Origin of the sequence: Mycobacterium lepromatosis (genome assembly GCF_000975265.2) — a bacterium.
Classification (GTDB): Bacteria; Actinomycetota; Actinomycetes; order Mycobacteriales; family Mycobacteriaceae; genus Mycobacterium; species Mycobacterium lepromatosis.
Genome location: NZ_CP083405.1, coordinates 3,170,559 through 3,197,355, shown reverse-complemented (window position 1 = coordinate 3,197,355; position 26,797 = coordinate 3,170,559). Strand labels below are relative to the sequence as shown.

Below are 26,797 nucleotides of genomic sequence, written 5' to 3'. Positions count from 1 at the left end.
TGTTCGATATATAGTTGATCGGACACTATAAGTCAAAAATTTCCCGGTATTCATAGCCAGCAATTAGTACGATCCGCTGGTACTGTGTACGCACCCCAACCCTACTCGGACATGCTTGGTGCAAGCAGGGCGCGGATGTCCAGTTCTAGACCAACGAGGAGCCGCGGTTCCAGGACAAGACTTCAATCAACCACGTGCTGACGGCGCGGTGGTCGCATCCGTCATTCCGCTGCTGTTGTGGATCGCCGACCAATTCAACGACTTACCCAACTGCTGCACGTTTTAGATTTAGATCCGAATGTCGGATTTTCTTCGGTAAGCTAGCGGCCACGCAAGTACTGCGCTGCCCGCATGATTGCGGGTTAAACCAGGTCAAGTAACCGCAGATCTGTAACGTACTTGTTCGATCAAATACGGCGATGGATGCGAAATATATTTTATACGCACTCATTTTGACTGTCTGGACTGTTTTCGCATAACATCGTTCGTCTGCCCCGGATTACGATAAGCGATTAAAGGGCTGACTGCTGACTCTGTTTGTAAAACAAAGTCAGCATAGCGGCTTCGAAAAGTCTTAGCTATTGGTCATAATCATCGATCCGTTGGATGTCGTGGCCAGGTTCGAGTAGCCAGTCCACGAACACCTCCGGGAAGAGCCCGTCATCGTGTGAGTTCATCACGTCGTCGGACCGCTAGTCGCCGTACACCTTTGCAACCTGTGAGGTGACTATTTCGGTTATGAAGTCGAACGGCTAACGCGCCTGCGCCCGGTAGTCCGCACAAGTTGTGTGTCTCGCATAGCGACACCGCAGTTGTCTCGAGTTAGGCCACCACTTCGATAGGGTCACCGACGTTAACGATGTTAAAATACCATGAGGCGTCGTCTGGGCTTAGGTTTATACACCCATGACTTACGTTGGTGTGGCCCTGTGAGTTCACCGACCATGGGGCTGAGTGCACGTAGACGCCGCTCCAGGTAACGCGAACTGCGTAGTACGCGGTGATCAAATACCCTTCGGGAGAACTTAGCGGAATACCGATGGTTCGTGAGTCCATCACGACGGTTCGCTCCTTAGACAATGCGGTGAACGTACCGATCGGTGTCGGACGGGTGGGCTTACCCATGGACGCCGGCATGGTACGGAGTACCTCTCCGTTTCTGCTTACGGTGAAGGTGTGCGTGGACAGGTTGGCAACGCCGAGCAACGTGTCACCAGTTTCGAAGCCCGTCGTCAGCTCCTGAACCTCTACCGATACATGAGTGTAGGCGGGCCAGTACTTGGTTGGAATCCACTGCACGATATTGCTATCGAGCCACTCGAAGTTGCCGGTCATGTTGGTCGGCGAGGTGATTCGAATCGATCGCTCGGCAGCGAAACGGTCCGTCACTGGCGCGGTGAACGCCACCACCATATGAGCCACACCCACCACCGCGCCGTTAGTAGGCAACACCAAAGCAACCCCAGGGGTCGGCTTTAGTGCAGGGGTAGCGGCCACGCTAGGGTTGTCTGATCGTGCCACCGCCATCAGGGTGATGGCGGCCATAACCAGTAGATAACGAACCGCTTGATGCATGGTGTCCGCCCTTCGAGATGGTGCGGTCAACGCAACGTTACTCTAGTTAGTTGCCATCTACCCAGTACAGGTTTTAGCAAACGTTGATCATTTGCTCGGGGAGCCTCTTGCTTGCTGTCCCAGCATGAGGAGCGGTTGGTGCGCACATTGCGCGGATTGGCGCACCAAGCAATCCCGGTTCATTGCTCAATGTTGTTGAACTGGGACACAAGTTTTTTCTTATGGCCGGTGGCCTGCAACAAGTCGCAGCACTCTAAACTTGGCAGACGTTGACCTCCGTATGGTGAAAATAGCAACAAGAATAAGTATTCGTAGTTTTCAACATCGCCACCTGTCCGCTGATACCAAACTAACCGCCTAGCTGTCAGTAGATCTATTTGTGGTTGCTTCGAGTGGGTAGGTTGGCTGGGCTGATAGCCGACGCGTTAGCCTCAGCGAGATTGGTACCCAAAGGGAGGAGGTAAGGGTGCTCTTCCGTCAACTGGAGTACTTCGTCGCGGTAGCCCAGGAGCGGCATTTCGCCAGAGCTGCCGAGAGGTGTTACGTTTCGCAACCCGCTCTCTCATCCGCGATCGCCAAACTTGAGCGCGAGCTTAACGTCACACTGATTAACCGGGGCCACAGCTTTGAGGGCCTGACGCCCGAAGGGGAGCGCCTAGTCGTGTGGGCCAAACGTATTCTCGCCGAACACGATGCACTCAAGGCCGAGGTGTACGCAGTACGGTCCGGGATCACTGGGACGCTTCGACTAGGCACGGTGCCTACTGCTTCGACGACGGCGTCCCTGGTGCTTTCGGCCTTTTGTTCGGAGCATCCATTGATAAAGGTGCAAATCTCTTCCCGATTACCTGTCACTGAGCTGCACCGGCGGCTGGGCGATTTTGAGCTCGATGCCGTTATCGTACACTCTGCTCCCGACGACACTCACGACGTAGACCTGGTTCCACTTTACCATGAACACTACGTGTTGGTATCACCGGCGGATATGTTGCCGCCTGGGGCGTCGGTGTTGGCATGGCCGGACGCCTCGCAGTTGCCGCTGGCTTTACTCACACCCGACATGCGGGACCGCCAGCTGATTGATAGGGCCTTTGCTGGTCACGCGATAACCGCTACCCCGCAAGTCGAAACCGACTCTGTCGCTTCGTTATTCGCCCAGGTAGCCACCGGAAACTGGGCGTGCATCGTTCCACATACCTGGCTGTGGACGACGCCGATAGGCTCAGAGATCCGCGCGGTAGAAATGGTTGACCCGGTTCTGAAGGCCGACGTTGCGCTCGCTACCAACTCCGCAGGGCCCGGTTCTCCGGTAGCCCGTGCGCTCGTCGCATCTGCGAAGCAACTTGCGTTGAACGAGTTTTTTGAAGCTCAGTTAGCAGGAATCACTCGTCGACGTTGACCGGTATTGCGGCGCTCGTGGGATTGAGGTGCGCCAGGCGTCCGTTTTTCACCCCCCACGGTCGGGGGCTCGCAGTCAACGATTTATAAGTCTGTTCGATGTGATCGCTTCGGTTAGAGCCGACCGCAGCTAGGAAAGTGTTATGATGTTGTATACTCTGTTACTGAAGGCTTTTTCGATTAAGTTATGCTGCTCGCGTTTAGTCGAATCGGTGTTTTAGATTTATTGCGGGGACCGCCCCGCGGTGGCAGGCATCATTGCTGAGCATGATTTCGGTAACTGCGGCGGCGATGGCGTAGCCCATACTGATACCTGTCACGTCCCAGGTTCCTGTGTCCAGTCGGTGCTGGGGCTCCTCCATCTTAAGGACATTGCGGGCCAGGGTGAGTATATGGGCTCCTGCGTCGACCACATAGATAATTCAGGGTTTCGTGCAGCATCTCGCGGATAACTCCCAGTGTGTTATAGAAATGCATTGGACGAGAATCGTCGACCAGCCGTCGGCTGATCTCGGCGCCGTTTACTGGCAAACTCCGCCGCCTTAATATCGACCTGAATAAAAATAATTCTTAGCATCAGTCTACCACTGCGGTAATTCACCATAGCCGATAAGCCAGTTTGGGTGGGCGTCGACCCGACGATACTGCACCTGCATATAGATGGCCAGCAAACGCACGGCGGTAGCGGAATTCGGGTGTTAGTTGGGCAATAGCCCTTTGGTCGTAAACATCCACGTGGACGTTTGCCCAGGAGACCTTCGACATGGCCTGAATCATGTTGTCTGCTTCTGGATAAGCCGATTATAATTAATACAGTTGTCCCTGTTGCCAACATGTTCAGTGCGCGATAGACAGCCTCCGCTGCCGTCAGTTGGCGGGGCGCGAAATCGACGAATTGTAAATTGTGTCGGATGTGGCCGAGGCCGCCATGGCTCGGACCAGCACATCACCGAGGATATCGCGGTAGACGGTGCCCGGGAATCCCGAGACTGCAACGTGAATGGTGCGCGCCACGCCGCTCTCAATGTCTTAAACTTGGTTAATCTGGGATGTCGCGTTCGCGAAAAGCTTTGCAGCGTTGAGTTGGTCGAGCTCATCGTAATCTTCTTACTGCAGATCCGCCAGCGCTTGATCGCTTGTACCCCTAGGTCTGAGTCATCGGAAAGCACTTCATCGTGGCGTTTGCCCAGGCAACTAGGCCGTTGAGAAAGCCGAGTGCCGACACCGTTAGACACACAAGGGTGTTGGGCGAGGAATCCAGCAGCGGCAGCGGTGTAGCCGGCGGAGGTCTGCTGCCGGAAGTTGATATAGCGGATTTCAGACACCTGCGCGATACGCACGAAGTCGATGATCGGGATACCAGCGACCCTGTGGATTGTTTTGATGCCGTTGACCTTGAGTGCATCCACAACGCGGACAACCGCGCGCTTTCCGACCTTGCTGCCGCTTCGCTGCCAGGAGGGGCATGTAGAGCAGATTACATCGTGTGCGTTTAGGCGGTCTGTAGGCGATCCGCAGCGACTTGTGTAATCGCACTGATTACGAACCCGACCGCCGTTGTCCAAGACTAAGCCGCTGTGCGGCGATTCACGTCGTCTATCGGCGGACTCTTTACCTGTTAGTCGGCGCCTTATATTACTTCAATAGTATGTGTTATTAAACATTAGCGGATGAGTATTGGACGCATGACAAACTGCTCGGCATGGTTTTCTGAAGAGAAGCGCCGTTCAATATCGAAGAAGGCGTAAGGTGCGCGGCGATGAAATCAGAGTCGATCACCAGCAGCGAAGCTCCAGTTGAACAGCTCGGTGCGAGGCTAACTGGCCAATTCGAAAGCCCGCTTATCGCCAGCTTGGTCGAGGCGGCGGCTATTCGGAATCCAGATGCGCCAGCGCTTGTCGTGACCGACGGTCGCATAGCGGTGAGCTACCGAGATATGTTCCGATTGGTCGATGATTTGGCCGTCCAGCTGGCGCAGGGTGGCCTGTTTCCTGGGGATCGGGTAGGGTTGTGCGCGGTTAACAACATCGAATTCGTTGTCGGCCTCCTAGCGGCGTAGCGAACCGGCCTGATTGTGGTTCCGTTAGATCCGGCTCTACCCGTCAACGAGCAATGTATCCGGAGCCAAGCAGCGGGCCCGCGATTGACACTGGTGGTATAATCTTGCCCCTAAGGACGCTAGCGACCAGCGTGAAGCGACGATGCGCTACGGGCCGATCGCAGTTTCCTACGGGCGTGCCACAGGCGTTCCGAAAGGCAGCTTGTCGGTCCACTTGGACGACACTGCGCCGCTGCATCCGGTCACTTCAACGCCTCGCGGGCTCCGGAACGACGACGCCATGATCATGTTCACCGGAGGAACTACGGGTTTGCCGAAGATGGTTCTGTGGACAGACGAGAATGCCGCCAGCTCCGTTCACGCTATCATTGCCGCGTACCAACTCGGCCCGCAGGATGCGCCCGTCGTGGTGATGCCGCTATACCACGGTCACGGGCTTATTGCTGCGTTGCTGTCGACTCTGGCATCTGGGGGTGTGGTGTTACTCCCTGCTCGCACGCGGTTCTCGGCGCACACATTCTGGGACGACCTCGACGCCGTTGCGGCCACTTGGTACACCGCGGTGCCGACGATTCACCGGATCTTGTTGAGGTTCGCTTCTACTCAATTTTTCGGGAGTAAACGCGCTAAACTCCGCTTTATCCGCAGTTGCAGCGCGTCTCTTACCCAGGAAACGGCACAAGCGCTGTGTGAAGAGTTCTCGGCGCCGGTGGTATGTGCTTTCGGCATGACCGAGGCCACTCACCAGGTGACAACTACGGGTATAGAGTGGTTCGAACCAAAGCGAAAGTCCTAGTTCACCAAACGGTCTCGTAGGTCAATCTACTGGCGTCCAGATCCGCATCGTCGATTCCGACGGCCAGCCCCTCCCCCCGGATACCTTAGGGGAGATTTGGTTGCGTGGCCCCACAGTGGTTCACGGGTATCTGGGTGATCCGGCGATAACCGCCGCGAACTTCACCCACGGATGGCTGCGTACCGGTGATTTGGGGTCACTGTCAGTGACCGGTGACCTGAGGATCCGTGGCCGGATCAAGGAACTCATAAACTGCTCTGGCGAGAAGATCTCGCCAGAGCGCCGACCCCAGCGGAGCTTGCGGTGTTCTGCCGTGATCGGTTGGCGGCCTTCGAAATACCCACCAGCTTTCAGGAGGCGGTCGCGTTTCCACACACCGCTAAAGGTTCACTCGACCGCCGCGCTGTGGCCGCACAGTTCGCCCATCGGGAGTGAATGATGAAGATGTTAGGACCTGTTACGTTCGAGGCCACGTTTCCCCCGCGACCAACGCCCCGGAATCGCCGATGCGATAGTCTGGACCAGTGGTGGCTACAGCGTCGGCGATCACCAGCACTCCGATCAGTCTCGTGCAAAGTGAATTTCACTGTTTTCCGACCTCTATCAACAGCGGCTAGCAAAGCTAACGCGGCTACCAGCTGCACAAGGATGTAAATCAAGGTTTCGTTTGAGTTCTTTGTGAATCCGCAAGGCGATGGACGGATCGATCTGGGGTTTTATCCATCAGATTCGCGCGCGGGGTCAATAGGGTCAAGATATCAAGTTATTAAGCGCTGAAAGCAAGCACCAGAACCAACCAGTCAGTCGTCGTCGGTTGCGTCCACAGCGCGCAACGGATCGCCAAAATCGTTGTCAGCGTTTCCAAGACGACGAAATGGTTTAGCAGTATGTGGGCGGGCCGTTCGCTAATCGTCAACATAAGGCTTTACTAAACATGCGTGGTATTCACCCAGGCCGTTGCGGATTCCTTCATAGGTTCACAGCGGATGAATAACACAACGTCGTTGTTTGAGTGAGTGCAAATCGATTGTGTACCGGGGCAGACTCGGTTTAGGGACCTCGGCTTTTAGCACCGTGCGTTCCTGACCGGCGGTATCAATGCTGAGAACCCGGACGCGACAAAATCGACAGGTCGCCTATCACCGCGTCTACGACCTTATCGGATACCAGCACAGAGATCTCGTCGATCGGCTCGAGCAAGGTCACCTTCGTCGCAGCTGCCGTTTTCAGTAAGGCCATCGCACCCACCTTCTGGAATGTGAAGTCCAAAGAGTCGACGCTGTGGACTTTGCCGTCGAGCAGTGTTATCCGGACATCGAATACCGGGTAGCTGGCTTGTACCCCCCTTTTTTCACGCTGAGGATGAGTTGCCGCAGCACTGTCTCGCTTACCACCTTTTATCGAGTAACTCAAACCCGGAGCATTCTGGCAGCGACTCTAATTCGAATCGCACACTCTGTTCTGGCCGTAGCCACCGGATTGCTTGATATGGTGGCTATGGCCTTTCGCTTTGCCGTTGAAGGTGTCCCTCAGCAGGATAAGGACTTTCATCGTGTCCGTGGTCGCTTCCGACCTGTTGTCCAGCATATCGAGCACGACCCGATGAGTTCTTCGCTCCTGCATCACAACACGATCTGGTGTGTATCCCGATTTTACTCGATACGCAGTGTTGGATTTTAGGCATCCAACCACCCCAGCCCGACCGACAGCTTATCTTCGTCGGTCTTGGCGTGCGCTTGAATGACGCCCGGCATCAGTGGTTCAGGAATTTTCCAGGATTTCAGTACCAAGGGCTCGGATTTGTCCGAGAATGTGTAGCCGGTTTCGGCTCAGCCCAGTTGCCGATTAAGCCCGCTACCACCGCGAGCGGTGTAGAGAGCTACCCGCTGAGTGGGAATGCAAGGACCCCAATACGTCCATCCTCGTCATGGTAACTCTGCGCAGATGCTGTCGCGCCATTGTCTATCTGAAAATCATAGCAAAATGGCCCGAAACGTGAACCGTCGTGTCAGGATTGATAGTCCCGGAGAACGCCTGTAGCAGGCCGAGGCTGCCGACCGTAGGGGTCTGACGTCGTCTTCACCTCCTCTGCAAGTAACTACGCGTTAGCGTCACAAGTCAGCTAGGCGTGTGGAAAGCCCTTCGGTGTGAAGATCTTTGGCGTTGGATGTTCCATCATCGACGCATCCTCGGATCCTCGATGATTCCTTCAATCAGGGTGTCGCGCTTGCTCGATTCGATAGGAATCCGACGGGTCGAGGGCGTGCGTTGCTCTGGGCCGTCGGTGTACCGATAGCAGGTCTGTGACAACAATCCGATCAGGTTGTCTTCGGTAGGCAGGTAAAGCCGTAAAAATCCTTCCCATGAACGTGTTGTGTAAGCCAGAAATTGGCTCCTGATAATTCACTTAGGCGTGGTCGAGCTTAATTATTGCTACGGCGTGGGGGCATCCCGACCTGGCTGCATTTCCGCCAGAGCGACTTGGTTGGTTCGTCGACGCCCTGGCTTGCCGCGATGACAAACAACGCGCAATCTACGGCTCGTATCTCACCCACAAAATCGGTGTATCCGGGCGTGTTGACGGGGTTGACCTTAATGCCGTCGTGTAGCAGATAAGTCAGGGGAACTCGCACTGACCCGCTGCTTCCGGATTTCAGCCTCGCTGTAGTCGCCGACCGTGTTGTCGTGCACCCACTGTGCCCGGCCTGGACAAAACGCTGGCCGAGGTCGATAGGGTCTCGATGAAGGTGGTCTTACCAGCTCCGGACGGACTAACCAGAACCACATTGTGAACATCGTCGAGCTTGTTCGCGATGGGAGCGACTACACCTTGCCCCAAGATATCTTCATCCTGTCCACTATAGGATCTTATCGCAGTTTTCCTGGGCCATTACGCGCCTTACATGCGGGTGTCCTATCTCACATATGAGGTAAACAGCTTTCCCGCCATCGGCCGCCCAACACAAGGCCGCCGGCTGGGTACAAATGATTGGTCCGTAGCACTGGCTTGCGTGTGTCGACTCGGGTTTGCCGTGCGTGCCAGTTGGACCAGTGGTGCACGACGACCGCAATTACCGTTCCGTTCAACGGACTCGATTGATACTGGGTGTATCTGAGTGCGAAACAGCCGGTATGCGTTCTGCACCACTGCGCCGTCTTGATGGATCGCGAGCGACGTCGCCTCGGTCATCGTGTGGTGCGGTGAACTCAAAAACTGCGTATGATCGTCGGCGTAGTGGATAGGTCAGCATGCGGACCGGTGGATTGTTCTCGATGTTTTTTGTCGGACACAGCTGCCGTTTTGTCGTTTTCGGGTTCGCATCAACGGGCGGTGTAATATCGGTCGTTCTGATTGACTGCGAGAGCGACTAGCACCAGATGCGATATGTCCTCGTATTGTTACGGTGATCAGGTCTTACATGTCAGGGACTGTATATGAGCCCGTTCGTCGGGTCGAATTCCCGGACTGTGTCGGTGTAGGGCCTCATTAGATTAACGGAATGCGGCCGGGTACCGTAGATCGCAAACCTCCTCTGTCGCTATGCCACGCGTATCGACAGTCGCTACCTGGTGGTGGCGGTCGGCTCTCTTGCAAGCGCGCCGATATCCGCATTGGCGCCGACGACACCGGATGCCGTCCGACTGCTGGCGATCTGGAAGTCACTCAAATCATGTGCTTTATCCCGATAGCACACCCCGAATCAAACGCGTGGTTAGCAATTCGATTTCGAGGTCGACGAGGAGGTTGGTATTGCGACCCGGTGCAGCCTGCTCCACCGCGTGACATCAGACAGCGGGGGTTACGCTGTAGGTGATTGTTACTTGGCCGATACCACGATCGCCTGGAGCGGGGCGATAGTCAGTGGCGGTCCAGTTGCCGCAGCAGTCGCACCGACCGACATTGAGGCGAATTCCCCTGCCAGCTGCGACCATATTTAACCCTATAACTCCTGCACCGTAGATCGTCTGACAGCGACCTACGCCCTCCGTTTCTCCGCGCCCGGAGCGATATCCCAAATGTGTAGCCGATAGCAATTTGCACTAGCTTGATGTACACAAAGTCATGCCACCCAGAACCAAAGGTTGGGACAATTCTGGTTCTTAGCTGGATGCGGGAGATTACGGGATGAGCAAACGGCCCCATCGTTCACTCTGGTGGTCATGGTTGGTAAGCTTACTGACTGCGCTGGGTTTAGGTCTAGCCGTGGCGCCGGGGTCAGCCACACTGTCTGGGCCGTCCACTCTGGCGCTTTATCGGTTCAGCAACCGTCCACCTCTGCCGCTAAATCCTGGCGCGATGGTTGCGCCGCAGGTGGTCAACATCAGCACTAGATTAGGCTACAACAGTGCGGTGGGAGCTGGGACGGGAATCGTTATCGATCCCAGCGGTGTCGTGCTGACCAATAATCACGTGATCTCGGGTGCTACCGATATCAGTGCGTTCGATGTCGGAAACGGCAAAACTTATGGCGTCAACGTGGTTGGCTACGACCGTACCCAGGACGTCGCGGTGCTGCAGCTTCGTGGCGCGAGCAACCTGCCTACCGCAGTAATCGGTGGTGACGTGGCGATCGGCGAACCGATTGTGGCACTGGGCAACACGGGTGGCCAGGGTGGACCTCCCAGCGTGTTGCCGGGTCGTGTTGTCGCACTTAACCAGACCGTCCAAGCGTCTGAGGCCCTGACCGGCGCCCAAGAGACGTTGTCCGGACTAATCCAGGTCGACGCCCCGATCAAACCCGGCGATTCGGGCGGGCCCGTCGTCAACAGCGGAGGTCAGGTGGTTGGCATGAACACGGCTGCTACCGATAACTACAAGATGTTGGGTGGGCAGGGCTTCGCCATTCCGATTGGTCAGGCGATGGGGGTCGTCGGTGCCATCCGGTCCGGGGCTGGGTCGAACACCGTGCACATCGGCCCGACAGCCTTTTTTGGCCTAGGCGTTCTCGACAACAACGGCAACGGCGCACGGGTTGCCCGTGTGGTCGCGGCGGGTCCCGCCGCAATGGCTGGGATTTCGGTAGGCGACATTATCACGTCGGTCGACGGCGTCCCCATCAACGAGCCCACCGCTATGATGGATGTGCTTGTGCCGCATCATCCTGGGGACACCGTTGCGGTGAACTATCGCCCTACGGGCGGTGGTGACCTCACCGCGAATGTGACGTTGACGGAGGGACCTCCAGCTTGACATCCGGTCGGATAGTGGTGGCCGCCGGCCAGCCAATTCGCTTGGAGCGATACCTGATTTCGGGGTGTCTTGCCTCGGGTATCCGCGGCATTGTGGGGTCATTCATCGACAAAGTCCATCTCGCCGAAGCTGGTGAGCAGCATCCCGCAGGGGCAGTAACGTCGAAGAGGTGCTACCGAACCGCTGGCGGATGTATACCGACACTGAACGGGGGACCGCCGACGATGTCGTATCGTTGATGACTTGACGTGCATCGGCGAGGTATCTGGATCGTAAACGATTTGGTGATAAACCACACCTTCTGAATCACATCCATGGTTTTCAGGAGTTTCGTTGGGCTCCTGACGGAGTTATACAGCTACTATTACGTGTGGAGCTACACCAGTGAAAATTACGCCGAAGCCCGAATCATCTGGGTCGACAGCGAAGAGTCGAACTGAACGTTCGACCCAGTTCTGCCACCAGTTCTATTGGCATTTGTTTCTCCTCTCACCAGCCGGCTCTGAACTACGATAATTTGGGGCGTGCAAGAAACGAGGATCAACTTTCTCGCTTTTGACTTGGCATGTCCATCGACGGGTTTCAGCTGGAGGTAGTGCTCTACTTCTTCGAGCGCGAGGTGCACCAATTGCGATAAATTGCCCGAGGCTCATGCTTTTCTCAAGCACGTTCGCAAGGGGGGCGACGAATTCCCGAGACGGGTATTTCTGGCTGAAACCAATCAGTGGCCGGTCGATGTGGGCGCGGATTTCGGCGATGCCAGCACCGGCGGTGACGAATGTCGTTTGGCCATATGGCGTTTTATTGCCCGCTGTGCTGTGTATCTTCATGCCGGTATGCCGGTATGCCGGTATGCCGGTATGCCGGGGAGTCGCGGTTCCCATTTCGGGATCCTGGCGCAAACGGCTATGGTCCCAGAGATGGCTCAGTGGGATATTTTCCTGCGCAACTACGGCGAGTTGCCACGGGAAATGGTCACCTATTTAGAAACGCGACTACACGTATGCCTATTATACCAAGGATACACAGATGAAGGCGAATCTCGGAAGCCGGCGCCGGTTGGCACCACTGCTGGACAACGACCGTAACCAAATCAAGTGGTTCACCGCTCTACGTGTTGTTGCCCGACTAGCCGGTCCGGTACTACGGTGACATGGTCTGGTTGGGAGACCACGACGGAGTGAATACTACCGATGTAAGTGGAAACCGGACCGCAACGCCGGTTTCTTTAACGGCTAACTCGGCTCGGCTGTATCTGCTGTCCAGCCAAGATTCGGTCTACCGCTACCAGGTTGGTCAATGTATAACAACAACGCGACATCGCCGCGTCGCTGCTCAACTTCACCCGTATTATGGCATGGTAATCAGCTGGCAGCATGACGCCTTTGCCATTGAAACTTTGCAGGAGCTGCAAGGCTCAAATCCGCCAGTGCCGGCTTTTATACGCAAACGAACCGGTGATGGCGACTCTGTGTTGTGCGTCAACAACTTGTCGCGGTTCTCGCAGCCCATCGAACTGAACCTGCCGTATTGGACCGGCTACACGCCAGTCGAGCTTATCGGGCAGGTGGATTTCCGTGTGTATCTGCCCACCTGCCCTATCTGTTGATTCTGCCAGCCAAGCTGCTTTGGTTTGAGTGGCTGCCACAGCAACGTTGGTACGCCGTACGCAATCGGTGAGCTTTTCGCCGCTGAGGTTGCGGTAATCTGTTTCGCTTAGAGACGAACTCGACTTGGTGTTGGTGGACGCCAACTACAGTGATTCTTCATAAGAGCGCCATTAGATGATTGTGGGGGCGATTTCGTGCCGACCACCGAGTAACAGCACCATAGCAACTATCGGCCTTTACGAGAGTCGCGCGGGCTTTGATGCGCTGTATACTCGCCGTCCCCAATGTCTGCTATAGCCGATTAGCCTCTTCCGTCAGATCAGCAGCGTTATCGACCCCCGACATCGAACTAAACCGGGTTTTGGACCGCGCGGATAACTCGTTACATGACCCGACTGCTCGGCACCTATATGGCTATGGTGCCGGCTGCGCCAAAGGCCGCCACTGCTTAAAGCTTGCCCGTTGAGCATGGCGACCAAGTGTAAGGCCAACGCCGCCGAAGGCTGGTCGATGGACTGCCGCCAACGTTAATGACCTGTTTTCGGAAGGAGATTTGTATGTTTACGAGGTCGGCTGAGATTTCGCCGGCGAGTACTACCGACTAGGGGAGGCCATTGCATCCGTCCCCACCACCATTGCCGAATGCTCGGGGACGACGCAGGTCCCCTTCCCCGGGGACAACGTATTAGTACGGTAGCCGTCGACGGTGGTGGTGGTTCTGGCACTCGAGCAGTAACGTGGCACTGATCGAAGATCGATTCCAAAAGCTCGTGAACTTGACGGTCACCGCGCAGCGGCTGCATTTGAGACAGGTGCTGTGTACCCCGGAGAGCTGGCTGCTGATTGACTTCGAGGGTGAGCCGGACCAGCCGTTGGACGGGCGCTGGATTCGCTGTTACGTGATACGTGGCGTACCTTTTGCTCTCCTTCGATTACGCTGGCTAAATGCCACTCGTGGATCACGCCGCCGATAAGCAGCGTGCCGTCCGCGCTCTGGAATGGATCTAACGCAATTGCACCACGTTTTGTGACGGCTACGCGGTCGCGTCGGGGATCGATCCCCGAGGTTTGGCACAACTACTGGTCGCCTATTAGCTTGACAAGGCGGTCTATGGAGCCGGGTATGAAAATCGGAACCGGACCCGGATGGCTTCCAATCCCACCGCGGTTTCCGCGGTCCGTTTCACCGCTGCCTAGGTTGTTCACTGACCCTGTTCGTAGCGCTTGCTGGTGTGGTTTGTGCGCTGTGAGCATTGGGCTTATCTGAAACCATAGGTGTGGGGCTCGTGAGGTTGTCGACAGCGACGTCGATTCCGGGGTGGTGTAGGCGGTTGCCGTGGCGCAGGGTGCGATATCTCGTGCGCTGATAAGATTAAATCCAACTCGATTTCACGCCAATTCTGCTTGTGGTTTTTGGTATCAACATGCTGAACACAGCGTATAGCAAAGATGACGAAGTGCCGATCCCAATTAGCTATGTGACCGGCACACTGGTCAAGATACTGCGTGGCATCAAACCTCACATCGCCGGTGGAAAAGTGACGGACTGGCTCGGCTACTTTTCGTTGTTCGCCAGTTTTGTAGTTGGGCAGCGCTATCAGCGTGCGTGTCCACGGAATCCAAATGCCGGCGATTGCGGCTGTCGTGTGCGGGGTGACAACCGGCTATGCCTACTTTCACTCTGGTCGCCGCGCTCTGTTGTCTGAGCGCCCTGGGGTTGCTGTTTGGTTTACGGGTTGGTGGTGTCAGTCATCGTTGTTGCTGCCGTTGAGCATTTGCTGGATATCGGGTTTCATGGCAACCAGCTGTTGATTCCAGTACGGCCACGAGTGTGTTCCATTGGGTGGGAAATTGAACACCCCTTTGCGTCCGCCCGAGGCTGCGTAGGTGTTCTGGAAGGTTTCGTTGGTGCCCCGCGTGAGGCCTTCCAGGAATTTCGCCGGTATGTTGTCGCCGCCGAGTTCGTTTGGTGCGCCGTTGCCACAGTACACCCAGATCCGAGTGTTGTTGGCGACAAGCCGTGGAATCTGTACCGTCGGGTCGTTGCGCTTCCATGCCGGGTCAGTGGACGGGCCCCACATGCTGTTTGCGTTGTAGCCGCCCGAGTCGTTCATCGCCAAGCCGATCATTGTCGGCCACCAGCCCTCGGACGGATTGAGGAAGCCCGACAACGAGGCGGCGTAGGGGAACTGCTGCGGGTAGTAAGCGGCCAGGATCAGGGCGGAACTGCCCGACATCGACAGGCCCACCGCTGCATTACCGGTCGGTAACACGTTCTTGTTGGCTTGTAGCCACGAGGGCATCTCTTGGGTTAAGAACGTCTCCCATTTGTAGGTGTAGTTCTGACCGTTGCCTTGCGACGGTTGGTACCAGTTGCTATAGAAGCTCGACTGGCCGCCGACCGGCATGATCACCGATAAGCCGGAATGGTAGTATTCCTCGAAGGCTGGGGTGTTGATGTCCCAACCGTTGTAATCGTCTTGGGCCCGGAGCCCGTCGAGAAGGTAGACCGCATGCTGGCCGCCGCCCTGGAACTGGATCTTGATGTCATGGCCCATCGACGTTGATGGCACCTGCAGATATTCCACTGGAAGACCCGGCTTAGAGAACGCTACTGCTATTGCCGTGTCGCCGACGACACCGACAAGACCGGCCAACAGGGCAGTCCCTATAGCTGCGATGGCCAGCCGTCGCGGGAATGTTGCCGCTAGGCCAAGCAACTTTCGCATCTGCTGCAAGAACTTCATGCCTTCTACCCATTCCAACTTTCATTTTCATCTGCCGTATTAGGCGGTTCAATCTGTTCTGGGCGAGTTAAACATAGGGAGAACATCCGAATCTGCTGCCGCGGCCGGAGCTGATGATTGCGGTTGGCTAACGATCAAGAGTCAGTCCGGCTTCATTACGTTCAAATCACGATTGGCTAGCGAACGATGTTGGCGTTTTCGAAGGTTATATAGCGGATACACTGTTTCGGTAGCTAAGAAACGAGATGGCGCAACAGAGTGGACGCCGAAAGTGGTTTTGATAGAAAGTTGTTGCGTTACATAGCCAAGGTTGCTTCGCGGCGTTTAACCGGCCATAGTGATAGGTCAGGTGTTGCGGGTAGATCGTCATCCCTAGCGATCTGCTAGATGCGATGTGGTTGGCCAAGCTGACCGAGCTCCTCAGGTGCCGGCCGACAAGCCTATAGCAGTTCAGATTCTGACTCGGTGAGCCGCGCTGTATTGAACCCGCTACCTGGTGACCGTAGGAGCTATCGACGAAATCGGCTCAGGACGCGTAGCCACTCGGCGCCTAGGCCGGTACATTACTCAACTCAAACAATATTTATAATATTTTGGTATAGTAAGCTACTTTTCCAAGCGGTGGACGACTAAGTCTTTTAATGTCCCGTTGTCGACATTCGCGGTCATGTAGCTACAAAAAGCTTGACGACGACGATCTGTTGGCGAGCCAGGATTCAGCAGTCGCAAACCGGTCGTTGTCGTGGTATCCCACGAGATATGACTATGTCCGAACACCAAGACCTGGCTTTCCGGATATAGTTGCGACATCCGGACTTCGCGGCTTTCCGCGGCGCCGGTATCGTGCACCACCGTGAAATGCACGCCTGCTAACATCACGTCCGCTCGCTCCGGCAGCCGTGACCGCAGTTCGGGCCCATCGTTATTTCCCCAGCACGCGACCAGTCGAGCAGCTTTGGATTCCAGCTTGTCGAGTAATTTGGGCGCTACCCAGTCGCCGGCGTGAAATACGACATCAGCCTTTGCTACCTCGTCCCATAGCTGGGCGGGCAGGTCGAGTGCGCGTTGCGGCACATGGGTATCGGCAATCAGCAGTAGCATCATGAGTTCTATGCTTACCCACTGGCAGAAGAGAAACCCATGCAGATCTTCGACCCAGTTGGCATCCTTATTGCCGCTGCGGGTGAGACGATCGAACAGAGCGACTATATACTCAGGATGACGTTGCCCGCTTTGTCTTTGCGGTAGGCGGTCACCATATGGATCCACATTGCTTCAGGACTACTGTTGCGGGCGGACACAAATAATCTACGCCACATATCACCACCATAACATCAACGGCGTCAAGCTCGCAATTGACTACGGCTTCAACTAAGTCTGCTTACTGGCACCGGCGCCGGTCGGATTCAGGGTGTACGATCAGGGGTCGTTTTGTTCGTTAATCGGAGTCGAAGATCTCGCCAGTGGAGCCGTGCAGGTGATCATGTAGACCACCGGCGAGATCGCCGGGTCGGCCAAGCCGGTGTGTGTGGTCGAAAACATCGTTCGGCTATGTCTAGTAGCCGTTGTTGTTGTCTGGAGATTGACATTACCGCCTCTCTTTTCGGCGTGTCGCTAACAACTTTAAGTGTCGCTAACATTGACTAGCAGATCCCGTTAACACTCGCCCGGCACTAATGCGGGCCATTTCTTCGATCGCCGCATTGTGTGTATATGCGCTACACGGAAAAATTCTTGTGTAGCTCGGTGACGATGCCCGGTGACTCGACGGCCACTATACATTTTGGCAAACGACCTCTCGTCGGAGATCTCGAGCGTCTCATGCATGATGTATGGCTTGTTGCGCGACGTCATGCAGAATCTGGGACATAGCAACCTTCACTGCCGCGATGTCCCGGCCCTCCTTCTTAATCGTTATTGTGCTTGTCGATCAGCCAGGTGGTGCGTAGCATCAGTAAACGGAACTGCTCGATCTGGATCCCTGAAGTCAGCGATCTTCTCTTGAGTCTCCATATATGGATCTCTCCCGGTAGCCCATGTCTGGTCTGCCGGGAGACCGCTTTTTCACACATCGTCCCAGAAGTTAAAAAGTATTGCTTGCCTGGGTAATTATGCGCATAGCGTGATGGAGCACCCTCTTCCTAGCTGAATCTGAGCGATCATGAACGCCTGGCCTTCACCGCCTAGGACGTAATCTGCTGGCACCCAAAGTTGGTTATGGCATACGCTATGCTATTCATGGTGACGTATGCTGGGTTCCATCCCAATCCCGCGCAGCCATCGCTTAACGATCTGGATGTTCGGCATTTCACCGGGAACGATGAACAACGACGTCTTGTCGTACGTACAGGCTCGGTCACGGCCATGACGGTGAGGAACGAAGTGTGCTTGGCGTTGTAGCAAATCCATTCTCCCCATTAATGATCCAGTCCCTCACTTCCTAAGTCGTCGCGGATAGTGTTTGTGACGAACAGTCCGGTATCAGAGTCGTCCTGCGGTTCGGTCGTTGAATAGCAGGAGGATCCAGCTCGATTTGTATGGAAAATTGCCCTGGCCGAAGCTCTGCACGCCGAGTTCGTGCCGCAGATGGGTGGTCCACAAATCCTTGTTCTTTAACCATGCTTCCATGGCGCCAGATCGCTATAACCTTGGTATTCTTCTTGTCATACGGATCAAGGGCGACTAGATCACACTCCTCGAGAAGGAACTTGTCAACTCAGTCCAACTGTTTGATGTTCCGGGTTTGTTTCGAAGCACTAACACCGTCGACAATCATGCTCTGGCGGATAACCTACGCCAGTATAGTTTATTAAGTACCATCTGTAGATCTGGGCACGAATCTCCTTGCGATGCATGAGAACTACCTGTGAAACTACACTATGCTGAGCGTGTCCTCATTGGAAAGGGTACCGACACCACGCTGGTCACTTTTAATTCCGTTGTCAGTAATTCGGTTTCGCTGGTCTGTGTTGCTTTGCAGTCGAAACTATACTGCGGAGCAGAGGAAAGCTACTGTGCCATAAATCGTTCCGGATAATCCTAGTCGTGTACCTTGATCCTTTGTAAGGAGCTAACTGGTCCTTGAGCACCCTGCTTGGCGATCGAAGCCCAAGCCTGTGGGCTCCCGGTTTCGGTGCTAGTCTAAGCGGTCGTGTCCGGCAAGAGCTAGAGTTGCTGTGTGAGCAATTGTTTCGCCATTTTCGCACTTTACGACTGTCCGCCTATGCCTTACAGAAAAGATTGGCGGCCTCTTGGTCGTCATTGCGCTTGGTGTTCGCTATATAGTTATCGAACCACAGTGCCTTGTTAAGGCACTTTTCTTTGTACCAGGTGAGGTTGCCGGCCAGTTCATTGGTATCGGCTACCTAGCAGGTTTCAATGCTCACCTTCAGCACTCCTCTCTCGTCGCTTCCCGTCGGGACCCAGTGTTGAGTTATCCGACGACGCTTAACTTAAACGTGCGACCGGTAACTCAGTACTGCAGCGATGCGGGTTTGCAGTGCAGAGGGTTGCACGTTGGTTAGTGTGTCAAGAAGCCATCCGATAGTCTTAGGAACCGGCCCGCACCGCCGACAGGAGTGGGAACGCCAGGAAGACCATCCTCGACTCTATAAATGCAGTTAAGATACTACATTGTCGACATGGAAGCGTATTGCAGTCGTTGAGTTGTCCTGGGTGGAACTGGGGTGACACGGAATGGTGCCAGCGTCGAGAACTGCTTGTACGACATTGATGTGTATGGGGGTGGTGCCGGTGACCCGGTTGGCGAGCATTTTGTCGACCGGGTTCGATTCGGCAGCGTGCTGGATCTCAACCGGGTTGGTTGATCGTCGGTAAATCGCCACAAGGCGTCAGCGCACGTGGCTTCGGTCTCGCCGGTGTCGTGGGTGAACAGTTCGGTACATTTGCTGAGGAGGCCGGGGTTGCGCCCGGCAACCTTCGCACCCGTGTTGAATGCGGCTACCAGTTTCGAGTCGGTGATGTCCCGGGCCCGCGCTGAGCATCGTGGTGTGCAGTTGCGGAGGTCAGATGCTCAGCGCGGCACGTTGGATGTCAAGCAGTTGTTCGCTGCGTCCTTCTTCGTCGTAAGCTTGCGGCCCACCTCGCAGACCAAACAACCGTTTCAAGATCAGCCGATGACTACTTCCCTACACGTTGATGTTGTGTCATTCATAGTCTCGAATTTCGGGGTGATCGCCGACCGGGCCAACTGGGGTATCGCTGGCTGGTCGATGGGCGGTACTTGCGCCCGTTGAATTGACTGTCATGCAAGCTCCGGGGTGCTGGAGTAATCCGGGCAGCCGGATGACTTGCAGCTCGACAATTTTTGGGTATCGGATACGGCCGGCGACTAGGAAAGCTCATGAGTCCGCGATTGGATGTGCGGCGAAATATCTTTTCGTAACAGCTGCAGATCGGCAGGTGGTCAATTCCGGCGGCGGTTCGTTGATTGAGCGGGAAGGGCGGAAAACTTGCGGCTCCAAAATGCGTAGCGAGCGCGCGCCGACCCTGTCCTCGGTGCTATGCTCACGCAAGTTACTAGCGGCAACTTATACGGCTATGGCTGGATTGCGGTAGCAGCGTATCGACGGAGTAGCCACTTTAAGGAATAACCAATCAAGTTGTAGTGTTTCTGGATTGGTAACTCGACAGATAGTCAGCTATCGCAAGTGAATCGGGTTCGACGATGATTACGGACGGCGATGGAGCTCAGGGCGATCCAGTACGCCTGCAGCGTGTTGGCGATGTTAGTCACTTTGAACTCGGTGAACCACTGCTCCGGGAGCGAACATCTCGGATTGCCGTATAAAAGCTTATAGCGACCAATGGGTTGACCTAACCGGCCAAGCGCACCGCTGGGGCGGAACCGATTTGCCGCCGGGTCGGCGGGAAAGCCGACGCCAGCAGCGGTCGCAGCCTTATAAGAATATATAGAGGGTGATCCACCGACTCGACTTTGTCGACAACGACGTCATCAGTCCTTATCACCTTAGCGAATTAGTTGTCCAGGTACATTGAGCGCCAAATTGTCGACGACACGTTATGGTCCGATCCGTGCTCGGATTCCACCATCTCCCCCACAACCGAATCGTGCGCTGCTCCACAGCAGCGCACCCCGCACCGTGGTCAATGCATCCTAAATCACTTAATTATTACTATGGAGCTCGTCTATGCACCGGCTACCTAGGGTGGGTAAGCCCGCATAGTGGGAGCATTCACTGCCGCGACGGAACCCGTATTGAAAACGGCATCTGAACGCTTCTCAGCTGTGCTAACGGACACGTCCTCGAAGGTCACAATTTGAGTCTTCGATAGTAATCTGCGACTGACCTGCCGGAACTTATCCAGCATATTGTCCCTGTTGGTGGTACGGTTTGCTGCTGTGAAGGCCGACTTCGGCGACATGGGCATCCCGCAAGCGGGCTTGTCTATCGCGTGTAGCATCGCCGACCAACTCACAATGACCGGGTTGGGTTTGCTGGATCCGTCATGGTGCGCACGTATGCTCGAGGCTTTGCTGTGTCAGCGCTAAACCGGCGTAGTTTCTTGGGCGCACTCGCCGTGTCCATTGTGACCGGCGTCGGCGCAGCACGCCTCGTGGTCGACCCGCAACCGCGAACATTCGTCCAAGCGCCGATGGCTGCGGAGCCGCTGACTCCTAGAGCCGTAGGCTTATTACCGCCGCCACCAACGAGTGCACGCATCTCGTTGCCTGGCGGTGGCGCGCTATCCAAGATCCCGGGTCATGGCGATCTGCTTGCCCTTACTGTTGATGACGGCGTCAACACCGAGGTAGTGCGTGCCTACGTGCAGTTCGTCAAAGACACTGATATAAGGCTGACGTTTTTCGTCAACGGAGTCTACAACTCCTGGACCGACAACATGTCGATGTTGCGGCCGTTGGTGGAGTCTGGCCAGATCCAACTCGGCAACCACACGTGGTCTCACCCAAATTTGACAGCAATGACTAAAAGCGAGATCGCCAAGCAACTTACCCGCAACGACGATTTCCTGAAGAAGAACTACGGTATCGCCGCGAAACCGTACTGGCGTCCACCTTATGCCAAGCACAACGCCACTGTTGATGCGGTGGCGGTCGACCTCGGCTACACCGTTCCAACCTTATGGTCGGGTTCGTTGTCGGATTCCACGTTGATCACCGAGGATTACATCGTGAAGATGGCCGCCCAGTATTTCACCCCGCAAGCCATCGTGATTGGACACCTCAACCATCTACCGGTTACTCACGTCTACCCGCAGCTCATCGACATCATCCGCTCACGAAATCTTCGTACCGTCACTCTTAACGACGTATTCCTTACAACCTCGTAACTCCCAACAATATGCGATCTGCGTAGAGGATCGCCGAAAGCTGTTTGGCAACAATGGGAGAGCGGAACCGTTCAGAACGCTGCTAGCCCGGTTGTTTTGTTAGGTGCTTGAACTATATCGAAAAAGATTTCTGCATATGGCCCGTACCGTCGACCACAAACTATCGATTCGGCCACCGCAAGCGCCGCCTGGTCAGCGGCCCGTGTCAGCTAGGCCGCGACGAGACTGCGCCAAGTGGCGCCACCGATTTAGGATGGCCGCCAGCCCCTCAAGCATGACGTGTATTAGGGCGCGGCCGTTCATCGATTCGGCATCGACGCCAACTATGGTGAAGCTGCCCGAATTTGCAGCGAACGTTGTTCATGGACTGCAATAGTGCCGGTGCTGTATTTAATATCTCGAGGCATTGCGAGCCTCTTGTGGGCGCGGACGATGCGGAGCTAGTGTTCGTCATGCACCGCCGCTGCTCGCATATCCCGCTGATCAGCAAGCAGCCAGGTCATCGCTTCGTCTACCGAGTTGTCCACAGCCTGGGTTTCGCCAGTGCGTTCATCGACCACTAGTCGCCACACCCCGCTGCAGCCTGAGATATGCTTTTGTGGTGGACGCAAAAAGTCCTCCACCACGATGGTACGTCATGCGCCGGCGAATCGCGTCTCGGTGTCGTCGGGGCGATTCCGGGCGGAACCCGATTCGGCTCCCGCTCCACCACCTAAGCGAGTAAGCGAGTTCCGCAATGTCGTGCCACTGATGCTGGATCAGCTTGGTGATCAAACCTCTCCCAGGCCCACAATGGCAGAATTGTGATTTGAGTCACTCCGCCGTGTTCGCCGGCTGGTCCACGGGGAAGCGTTAATCTGCGCGTTACAGAATCGGCTGTACCGATGAGTTGTGCATCGACGGTAGGGCTGGGTTCAAGCAGCTCTGCGATCTGGCTGTGTCTGCACTTCGGCAAAGGCGGCCACCCAGCCATGACGGTGTGAAACACATACGTTACGGCAATTAGGTTGTTTTTTCTGTCGAGAACCCCGTATCTCGGTGGGTCATTCCGCCATCATGGTTGGTGCCCTAAGGGGATGGACAGACCCGTCAACGACCGCTAAACCACCAGGTAAGCGGTGCATCCTCTCCACGGGGTATTAGCCGGTGTAACCATTGTTGCCCAGGATCTGGAGAGCTTTGTTGGTGACATAGACTATAGTCTTGCTTGCAACCGTTTGGCTATCGAATCCTCCGCCGAATCGCAGCTTTGGTTATTCCTCGCCATTCAACCAGCAAGCCACACCATCAAACAAGCCGCGTCTATCTGAAATTTCATATCTGTCAACTTGAATTCTACCGTCTGGAATCGACCGATCTTCCGTCAAAATTATTTACGCCAGCAGGAATATTCGAGAGCCTAGTCATAGGCAGGTTCGTACCACGTCTACAGCCATTGCTTCGATAGTGATCCGCGTACGTTCGAAGGTCTTCATCGCTGCCTGCCCACCCGCGGCAGCACCGGATTTGACTCAGGTGATATGGGCCGAGAATTTTTCTCGGCTGTCGAGAATATGATCCTGGGGCAACTGGATATCGTCGAGCACCACCTCTGCGGTGTGGGAGGCGCGGATACCATGTTTCTGCATTTATGTCACTTAGCCAAACCTTTGGTACCCGCTGGGATGACGAATATGGCCTGGCTGCGTGTACCCAATTCCGTATATACTGACGCCACCACCATGCGCACGTTGCCGATACCGCTGTTGATTGTCCAGGTCGTAGTGCCATTGAGAACTTACCGACTGGTCGTAGTGCGGGTATGAATAATACCGACGTTAAAACCCGCGTCGGGCTCGGGTGAGCAGAACGCATTGAGTGTAGGCGCATCGATCTTACTAAGCATTTCCGGAATCCAGCGACTCAGTTGTTCAGGAGTTCCTTTGACCGCCAAAGCTGCTGCCGCCAGAATGATTCCCATGATAGACAGCGCGGTACCGACGTCGGCCCAGAACATGTTCTCAAACACGTGAGCATGGCCAGCCCGGTTAGCTCAGCGGTCTGCTCACTGAAGAACTCCGTGGAATAGAGATCTATCCTTCGCGGCCTTCTGGATAACCGGTTAAGGAATTTTCTCTTGTTCGTCTCATTCGGCTGTATCGGGGCAGATGATCTCGGCCGCAAACCAGTGGACTCAATAACGCCGCTCAATCACACTATTGCTCAGTTGTAGTTCGAACGTAATCGATCTACTACTGAAATTGAAATAATTTGTTGATCAAAGGTTGTCGAATTTCCTAGGAGATATGTAGGACCTGGACCTGGCTCCAGACCGAACGCTTGTTGAACATCGGGAACCAATGTTGCTGCGCACCCTTGGAGGCAAACACCTTCAGTGCTACAGCACGCAGCTAATCACCTCCCTACGTGAGCACGATGAGAAAAGTAGTTGCTCGCTGGTTGTTACCGAACGTGGCCTGCCACGTGACTTAAACTTTCTCACGGGGGCCACGACGAACTCGTACTATTTTGTTGTCGCGGCGGTTTTGGTGGGTGAGTTGTGATTGTGATCGGTGTAGTGCCGGTCTTGGTGAGTTGACCGGCACTACACCGATCACAATCACAACTCACCCACCAAAACTTATCCGCGGACCATTAAGTGTTGTGCAATCCAACTCGAGGTTAAGCCTCTTTCGGGTCCTAGGATGTGCTGATTTTTGGGTTTGGTTTTGTGTGGTTGAGGGGTGTGGTGGGTTATGTGGTGGGGATCGGTGGTGTGGGTTGTGTTGGTGGTTTAGGGTTGGTCGCGGCGTAGGTGGGCTGCTTGCAAGGGCCGCTGAGTAGTTGGTGTTGGTCGCCGGCCGCGACATCGAAGCTGGCGATGCTGGGGGTGCGTATGGTGTGGCGGGTGGCCGGGGATCAGTTGCGCTTTTCTGGTGATGTGTTAGCCCGCCACGCGCACAAGTCACCAGATCACGCCGTGGATGGCTTTTATCTTCCTTCCGCGGTCGATCCCCACAAAAAGTCAAGTACTGCCCTAGGCTAGAGCACCGCCGTACGCGTCATCACCGGCTGCGAGGTCATCGACGAACTGTGAAACCAACACGGCACCAACACAGCCAACCACAACACAACAACGGTGATCACCTAAAACATCGGGTGGTTTCACACAGTGCAATCGAATACGAAAGCTTGACGAACGAACTGTCTCCGCATCCTGTTTCGATGCCCTGGTACGATAAGCTGCTGCTAAATATCTCACCGTTTGCCCTTCCGCTGCCTGGCACTCTCAGCCGATCTCTGTGCATTGGCATGTAAGTGCCAAACCTCTTTCTTGCCGGTGAAGCGATCTATTTACCGGACTTAAACCTGTTTTCCTACCATGAAGAGAGCGGGCACCTCCGGTTATCTGCCCACCCACTTTCGGATCTTTTCGCCGTTGCGCTTCTCCTGGTGTATAGACCAATGGTTGTGGAACCGGCGTCGCGCCGAGACGCGCGCCCACGTAAGCCGTCGACGCTTCGCCTAGGCTTCAAGTCATGCAGCGGATTATTGGGACGGAGGTCGAGTATGGCATTTCGTCGCCGTCGGACCCGACCGCCAACCCGATTCTCACCTCGACGCAGGCGGTCTTGGCCTACGCAGCCGCCGCTGGTATTCAGCGTGCCAAACGTACCCGTTGGGACTACGAGGTGGAGTCGCCGCTGCGGGACGCCCGGGGCTTCGACCTAAGCCGGTCAGCGGGACTGCCGCCGATGGTGGACGCTGATGAGGTTGGCGCTGCCAACATGATCTTGACCAACGGGGCGCGGCTGTACGTTGATCATGCGCACCCGGAGTACTCTGCCCCCGAATGTACCGATCCGCTGGACGCGGTGATCTGGGACAAGGCTGGGGAGCGTGTGATGGAAGCCGCCGCCCGGCATGTTGCCAGTGTGCCGGGAGCCGCTAAGCTGCAGTTGTACAAGAACAACGTTGACGGCAAGGGCGCCTCCTACGGGGCACATGAGAACTACCTGATGTCGCGGCAGACACCGTTTTCAGCTATCATCGCAGGGTTGACCCCTTTTTTGGTGTCGAGGCAGGTGGTCACCGGTTCGGGGCGAGTCGGCATCGGGCCCGCCGGTGACGAGCCCGGTTTCCAGCTGTCCCAGCGATCAGATTACATCGAGGTTGAGGTCGGGCTTGAGACTACGCTGAAACGCGGCATCATCAACACTCGTGATGAACCGCACGCCGACGCCGACCGGTATCGCCGGCTGCATGTCATCGTCGGGGATGCCAATCTCGCCGAGACGTCTACCTACCTGAAGTTGGGCACCACGGCGCTGGTTCTCGATTTGATCGAAGAAGGTCCAGTACACGGAATAGACTTGGCCGACCTCACGCTGGCCCGGCCGGTGCATGCCGTTCATGTGATAAGCCGCGATGCGTCGTTGCGGGCCACCGTGACTTTGGTCGACGGCCGTGAATTGAACGGTCTTGCGCTGCAACGGATTTACCTCGACCGAGTGGCAAAGCTGGTCGACAGTCGCGACCCCGACCCCCGCGCAGCCGACATCGTGGAAACCTGGGTGCACGTGCTTGACCAGCTGGAGCGCGACCCGATGGACTGTGCTGAACTGTTGGACTGGCCGGCGAAGCTGCGGCTGCTTGAAGGTTTTCGGCAGCGGGAGAACCTGAACTGGTCAGCCCCGCGGCTACACCTTGTCGACCTGCAGTATTCTGACGTTCGGTTGGACAAGGGGCTGTATAATCGGCTGGTTGCCCGCGGCTCGATGAAGCGTCTGGTCACCGAGCACCAGGTGCTCCGGGCGGTGAACAACCCGCCGACCGATACTCGCGCGTATTTTCGCGGCGAATGCTTGCGCCGATTCGGGTCCGACATAGCCGCGGCCAGCTGGGATTCGGTGATCTTTGACCTAGGCGGCGACTCGCTGGTTCGGATCCCGACGTTGGAGCCACTGCGCGGCAGTAAGGCCCATGTCGGAGCGCTGTTGGACTCGGTGGACAGCGCTGCGGAATTAGTGGAGCAATTGACCAGCTAAGCCCGTTGATCCGGGAAAAGTCGTACTGGACCGGTAGGGTGGAGAAAGACTAGAAACAGGA

Annotated in this window: 16 protein-coding genes and 7 pseudogenes; 12 read left to right on the top strand and 11 right to left on the bottom strand. The window is 55.7% G+C overall.

Annotation, left to right across the window (positions count from 1 at the left end):
* Positions 1-822: 822 nt before the first annotated feature.
* Positions 823-1,575, bottom strand: a complete 753-nt coding sequence (locus MLPF_RS15100) for a L,D-transpeptidase (protein ID WP_045843989.1) — start codon at positions 1,573-1,575, stop codon at positions 823-825.
* Positions 1,576-2,041: 466 nt separating this feature from the next.
* On the opposite strand from MLPF_RS15100, the gene MLPF_RS15095 reads away from it, so the two are divergent.
* Complete coding sequence (locus MLPF_RS15095; protein ID WP_045843988.1) at positions 2,042-2,974, top strand: LysR family transcriptional regulator; 933 nt, start codon at positions 2,042-2,044, stop codon at positions 2,972-2,974.
* Between the two features lie 199 nt (positions 2,975-3,173).
* Here MLPF_RS15095 and MLPF_RS15090 read toward each other — a convergent pair whose 3' ends face one another.
* Together MLPF_RS15090 and MLPF_RS15085 are read right to left on the bottom strand one after the other, a co-directional pair.
* Positions 3,174-3,386 (bottom strand): hypothetical protein, encoded by a 213-nt coding sequence (locus MLPF_RS15090; protein WP_050039409.1) that lies wholly within the window; start codon positions 3,384-3,386, stop codon positions 3,174-3,176.
* Between the two features lie 454 nt (positions 3,387-3,840).
* On the bottom strand, positions 3,841-3,987 hold the full coding sequence (locus MLPF_RS15085; RefSeq protein WP_156147331.1) for a hypothetical protein: 147 nt from the start codon (positions 3,985-3,987) through the stop codon (positions 3,841-3,843).
* Between the two features lie 227 nt (positions 3,988-4,214).
* On the opposite strand from MLPF_RS15085, the gene MLPF_RS15080 reads away from it, so the two are divergent.
* A complete protein-coding gene (locus MLPF_RS15080) occupies positions 4,215-4,469 on the top strand; it encodes a hypothetical protein (protein WP_050039408.1) in 255 nt (84 codons plus the stop codon).
* A 263-nt stretch (positions 4,470-4,732) separates the two neighbouring features.
* Positions 4,733-6,263: pseudogene (locus MLPF_RS15075) on the top strand (AMP-binding protein).
* A 660-nt stretch (positions 6,264-6,923) separates the two neighbouring features.
* On the opposite strand, the gene MLPF_RS18165 reads toward MLPF_RS15075, so the two are convergent.
* Both MLPF_RS18165 and MLPF_RS18160 read right to left on the bottom strand, forming a co-directional pair.
* Positions 6,924-7,241: a hypothetical protein gene (locus tag MLPF_RS18165; protein ID WP_420329667.1), complete on the bottom strand. Its 318-nt coding sequence runs from the start codon at positions 7,239-7,241 to the stop codon at positions 6,924-6,926.
* Positions 7,242-8,251: 1,010 nt separating this feature from the next.
* A complete protein-coding gene (locus MLPF_RS18160; protein ID WP_420329666.1) occupies positions 8,252-8,461 on the bottom strand; it encodes a GTP-binding protein in 210 nt (69 codons plus the stop codon).
* A gap of 1,493 nt (positions 8,462-9,954) precedes the next feature.
* Here MLPF_RS18160 and MLPF_RS15065 point away from each other — a divergent pair.
* The 5 genes and pseudogenes from MLPF_RS15065 to MLPF_RS15045 all read left to right on the top strand — a co-directional run.
* Positions 9,955-11,019: a S1C family serine protease gene (locus tag MLPF_RS15065; protein ID WP_045843987.1), complete on the top strand. Its 1,065-nt coding sequence runs from the start codon at positions 9,955-9,957 to the stop codon at positions 11,017-11,019.
* Positions 11,016-11,258 (top strand): hypothetical protein, encoded by a 243-nt coding sequence (locus tag MLPF_RS15060; RefSeq protein ID WP_162197002.1) that lies wholly within the window; start codon positions 11,016-11,018, stop codon positions 11,256-11,258. Before MLPF_RS15065 ends, MLPF_RS15060 begins: the two co-directional genes overlap by 4 nt.
* A pseudogene (locus MLPF_RS15055) lies at positions 11,225-12,657 on the top strand (alpha-amylase family glycosyl hydrolase); the annotation flags it as partial. The gene MLPF_RS15060 and the pseudogene MLPF_RS15055, both read left to right, overlap by 34 nt.
* A pseudogene (locus MLPF_RS15050) lies at positions 12,631-13,826 on the top strand (maltokinase N-terminal cap-like domain-containing protein). The pseudogenes MLPF_RS15055 and MLPF_RS15050, both read left to right, overlap by 27 nt.
* 185 nt (positions 13,827-14,011) lie before the next feature.
* Positions 14,012-14,441: pseudogene (locus MLPF_RS15045) on the top strand (DUF1275 family protein); the annotation flags it as partial.
* On the opposite strand, the gene ag85C reads toward MLPF_RS15045, so the two are convergent.
* The 3 genes and pseudogenes from ag85C to MLPF_RS15030 all read right to left on the bottom strand — a co-directional run.
* Positions 14,375-15,376 carry a diacylglycerol acyltransferase/mycolyltransferase Ag85C gene (ag85C, locus tag MLPF_RS15040; protein ID WP_045843986.1) on the bottom strand — a complete coding sequence of 334 codons (1,002 nt, stop codon included), beginning with the start codon at positions 15,374-15,376 and terminating at the stop codon, positions 14,375-14,377. The pseudogene MLPF_RS15045 and the gene ag85C sit on opposite strands and share 67 nt — an antisense overlap.
* Positions 15,377-15,982: 606 nt before the next feature.
* A complete protein-coding gene (locus MLPF_RS15035; RefSeq protein ID WP_045843985.1) occupies positions 15,983-16,480 on the bottom strand; it encodes a metallophosphoesterase family protein in 498 nt (165 codons plus the stop codon).
* Positions 16,481-16,628: 148 nt separating this feature from the next.
* Positions 16,629-16,736: pseudogene (locus MLPF_RS15030) on the bottom strand (16S rRNA (guanine(527)-N(7))-methyltransferase RsmG); the annotation flags it as partial.
* Positions 16,737-19,062: 2,326 nt separating this feature from the next.
* On the opposite strand from MLPF_RS15030, the gene MLPF_RS15025 reads away from it, so the two are divergent.
* Complete coding sequence (locus tag MLPF_RS15025) at positions 19,063-19,203, top strand: hypothetical protein (protein WP_156147329.1); 141 nt, start codon at positions 19,063-19,065, stop codon at positions 19,201-19,203.
* 198 nt (positions 19,204-19,401) lie between these two features.
* Here MLPF_RS15025 and MLPF_RS15020 read toward each other — a convergent pair.
* Positions 19,402-19,509, bottom strand: a pseudogene (locus MLPF_RS15020) (DUF2127 domain-containing protein); the annotation flags it as partial.
* 1,357 nt (positions 19,510-20,866) lie between these two features.
* On the opposite strand from MLPF_RS15020, the gene MLPF_RS15015 reads away from it, so the two are divergent.
* Positions 20,867-21,709: a polysaccharide deacetylase family protein gene (locus tag MLPF_RS15015; protein WP_045843982.1), complete on the top strand. Its 843-nt coding sequence runs from the start codon at positions 20,867-20,869 to the stop codon at positions 21,707-21,709.
* A 440-nt stretch (positions 21,710-22,149) separates the two neighbouring features.
* On the opposite strand, the gene MLPF_RS15010 is transcribed toward MLPF_RS15015, so the two are convergent.
* On the bottom strand, positions 22,150-22,332 hold the full coding sequence (locus MLPF_RS15010; RefSeq protein ID WP_156147328.1) for a hypothetical protein: 183 nt from the start codon (positions 22,330-22,332) through the stop codon (positions 22,150-22,152).
* A gap of 519 nt (positions 22,333-22,851) precedes the next feature.
* Positions 22,852-23,861: pseudogene (locus tag MLPF_RS16660) on the bottom strand (acyl-CoA dehydrogenase family protein); the annotation flags it as partial.
* Between the two features lie 642 nt (positions 23,862-24,503).
* Between MLPF_RS16660 and MLPF_RS15000 the strand changes: the two are divergent.
* Both MLPF_RS15000 and dop read left to right on the top strand, forming a co-directional pair.
* Complete coding sequence (locus MLPF_RS15000) at positions 24,504-24,734, top strand: hypothetical protein (protein WP_237817136.1); 231 nt, start codon at positions 24,504-24,506, stop codon at positions 24,732-24,734.
* Between the two features lie 493 nt (positions 24,735-25,227).
* Positions 25,228-26,736, top strand: a complete 1,509-nt coding sequence (dop, locus tag MLPF_RS14995) for a pup deamidase/depupylase (RefSeq protein ID WP_045843064.1) — start codon at positions 25,228-25,230, stop codon at positions 26,734-26,736.
* Positions 26,737-26,797 lie beyond the last annotated feature (61 nt).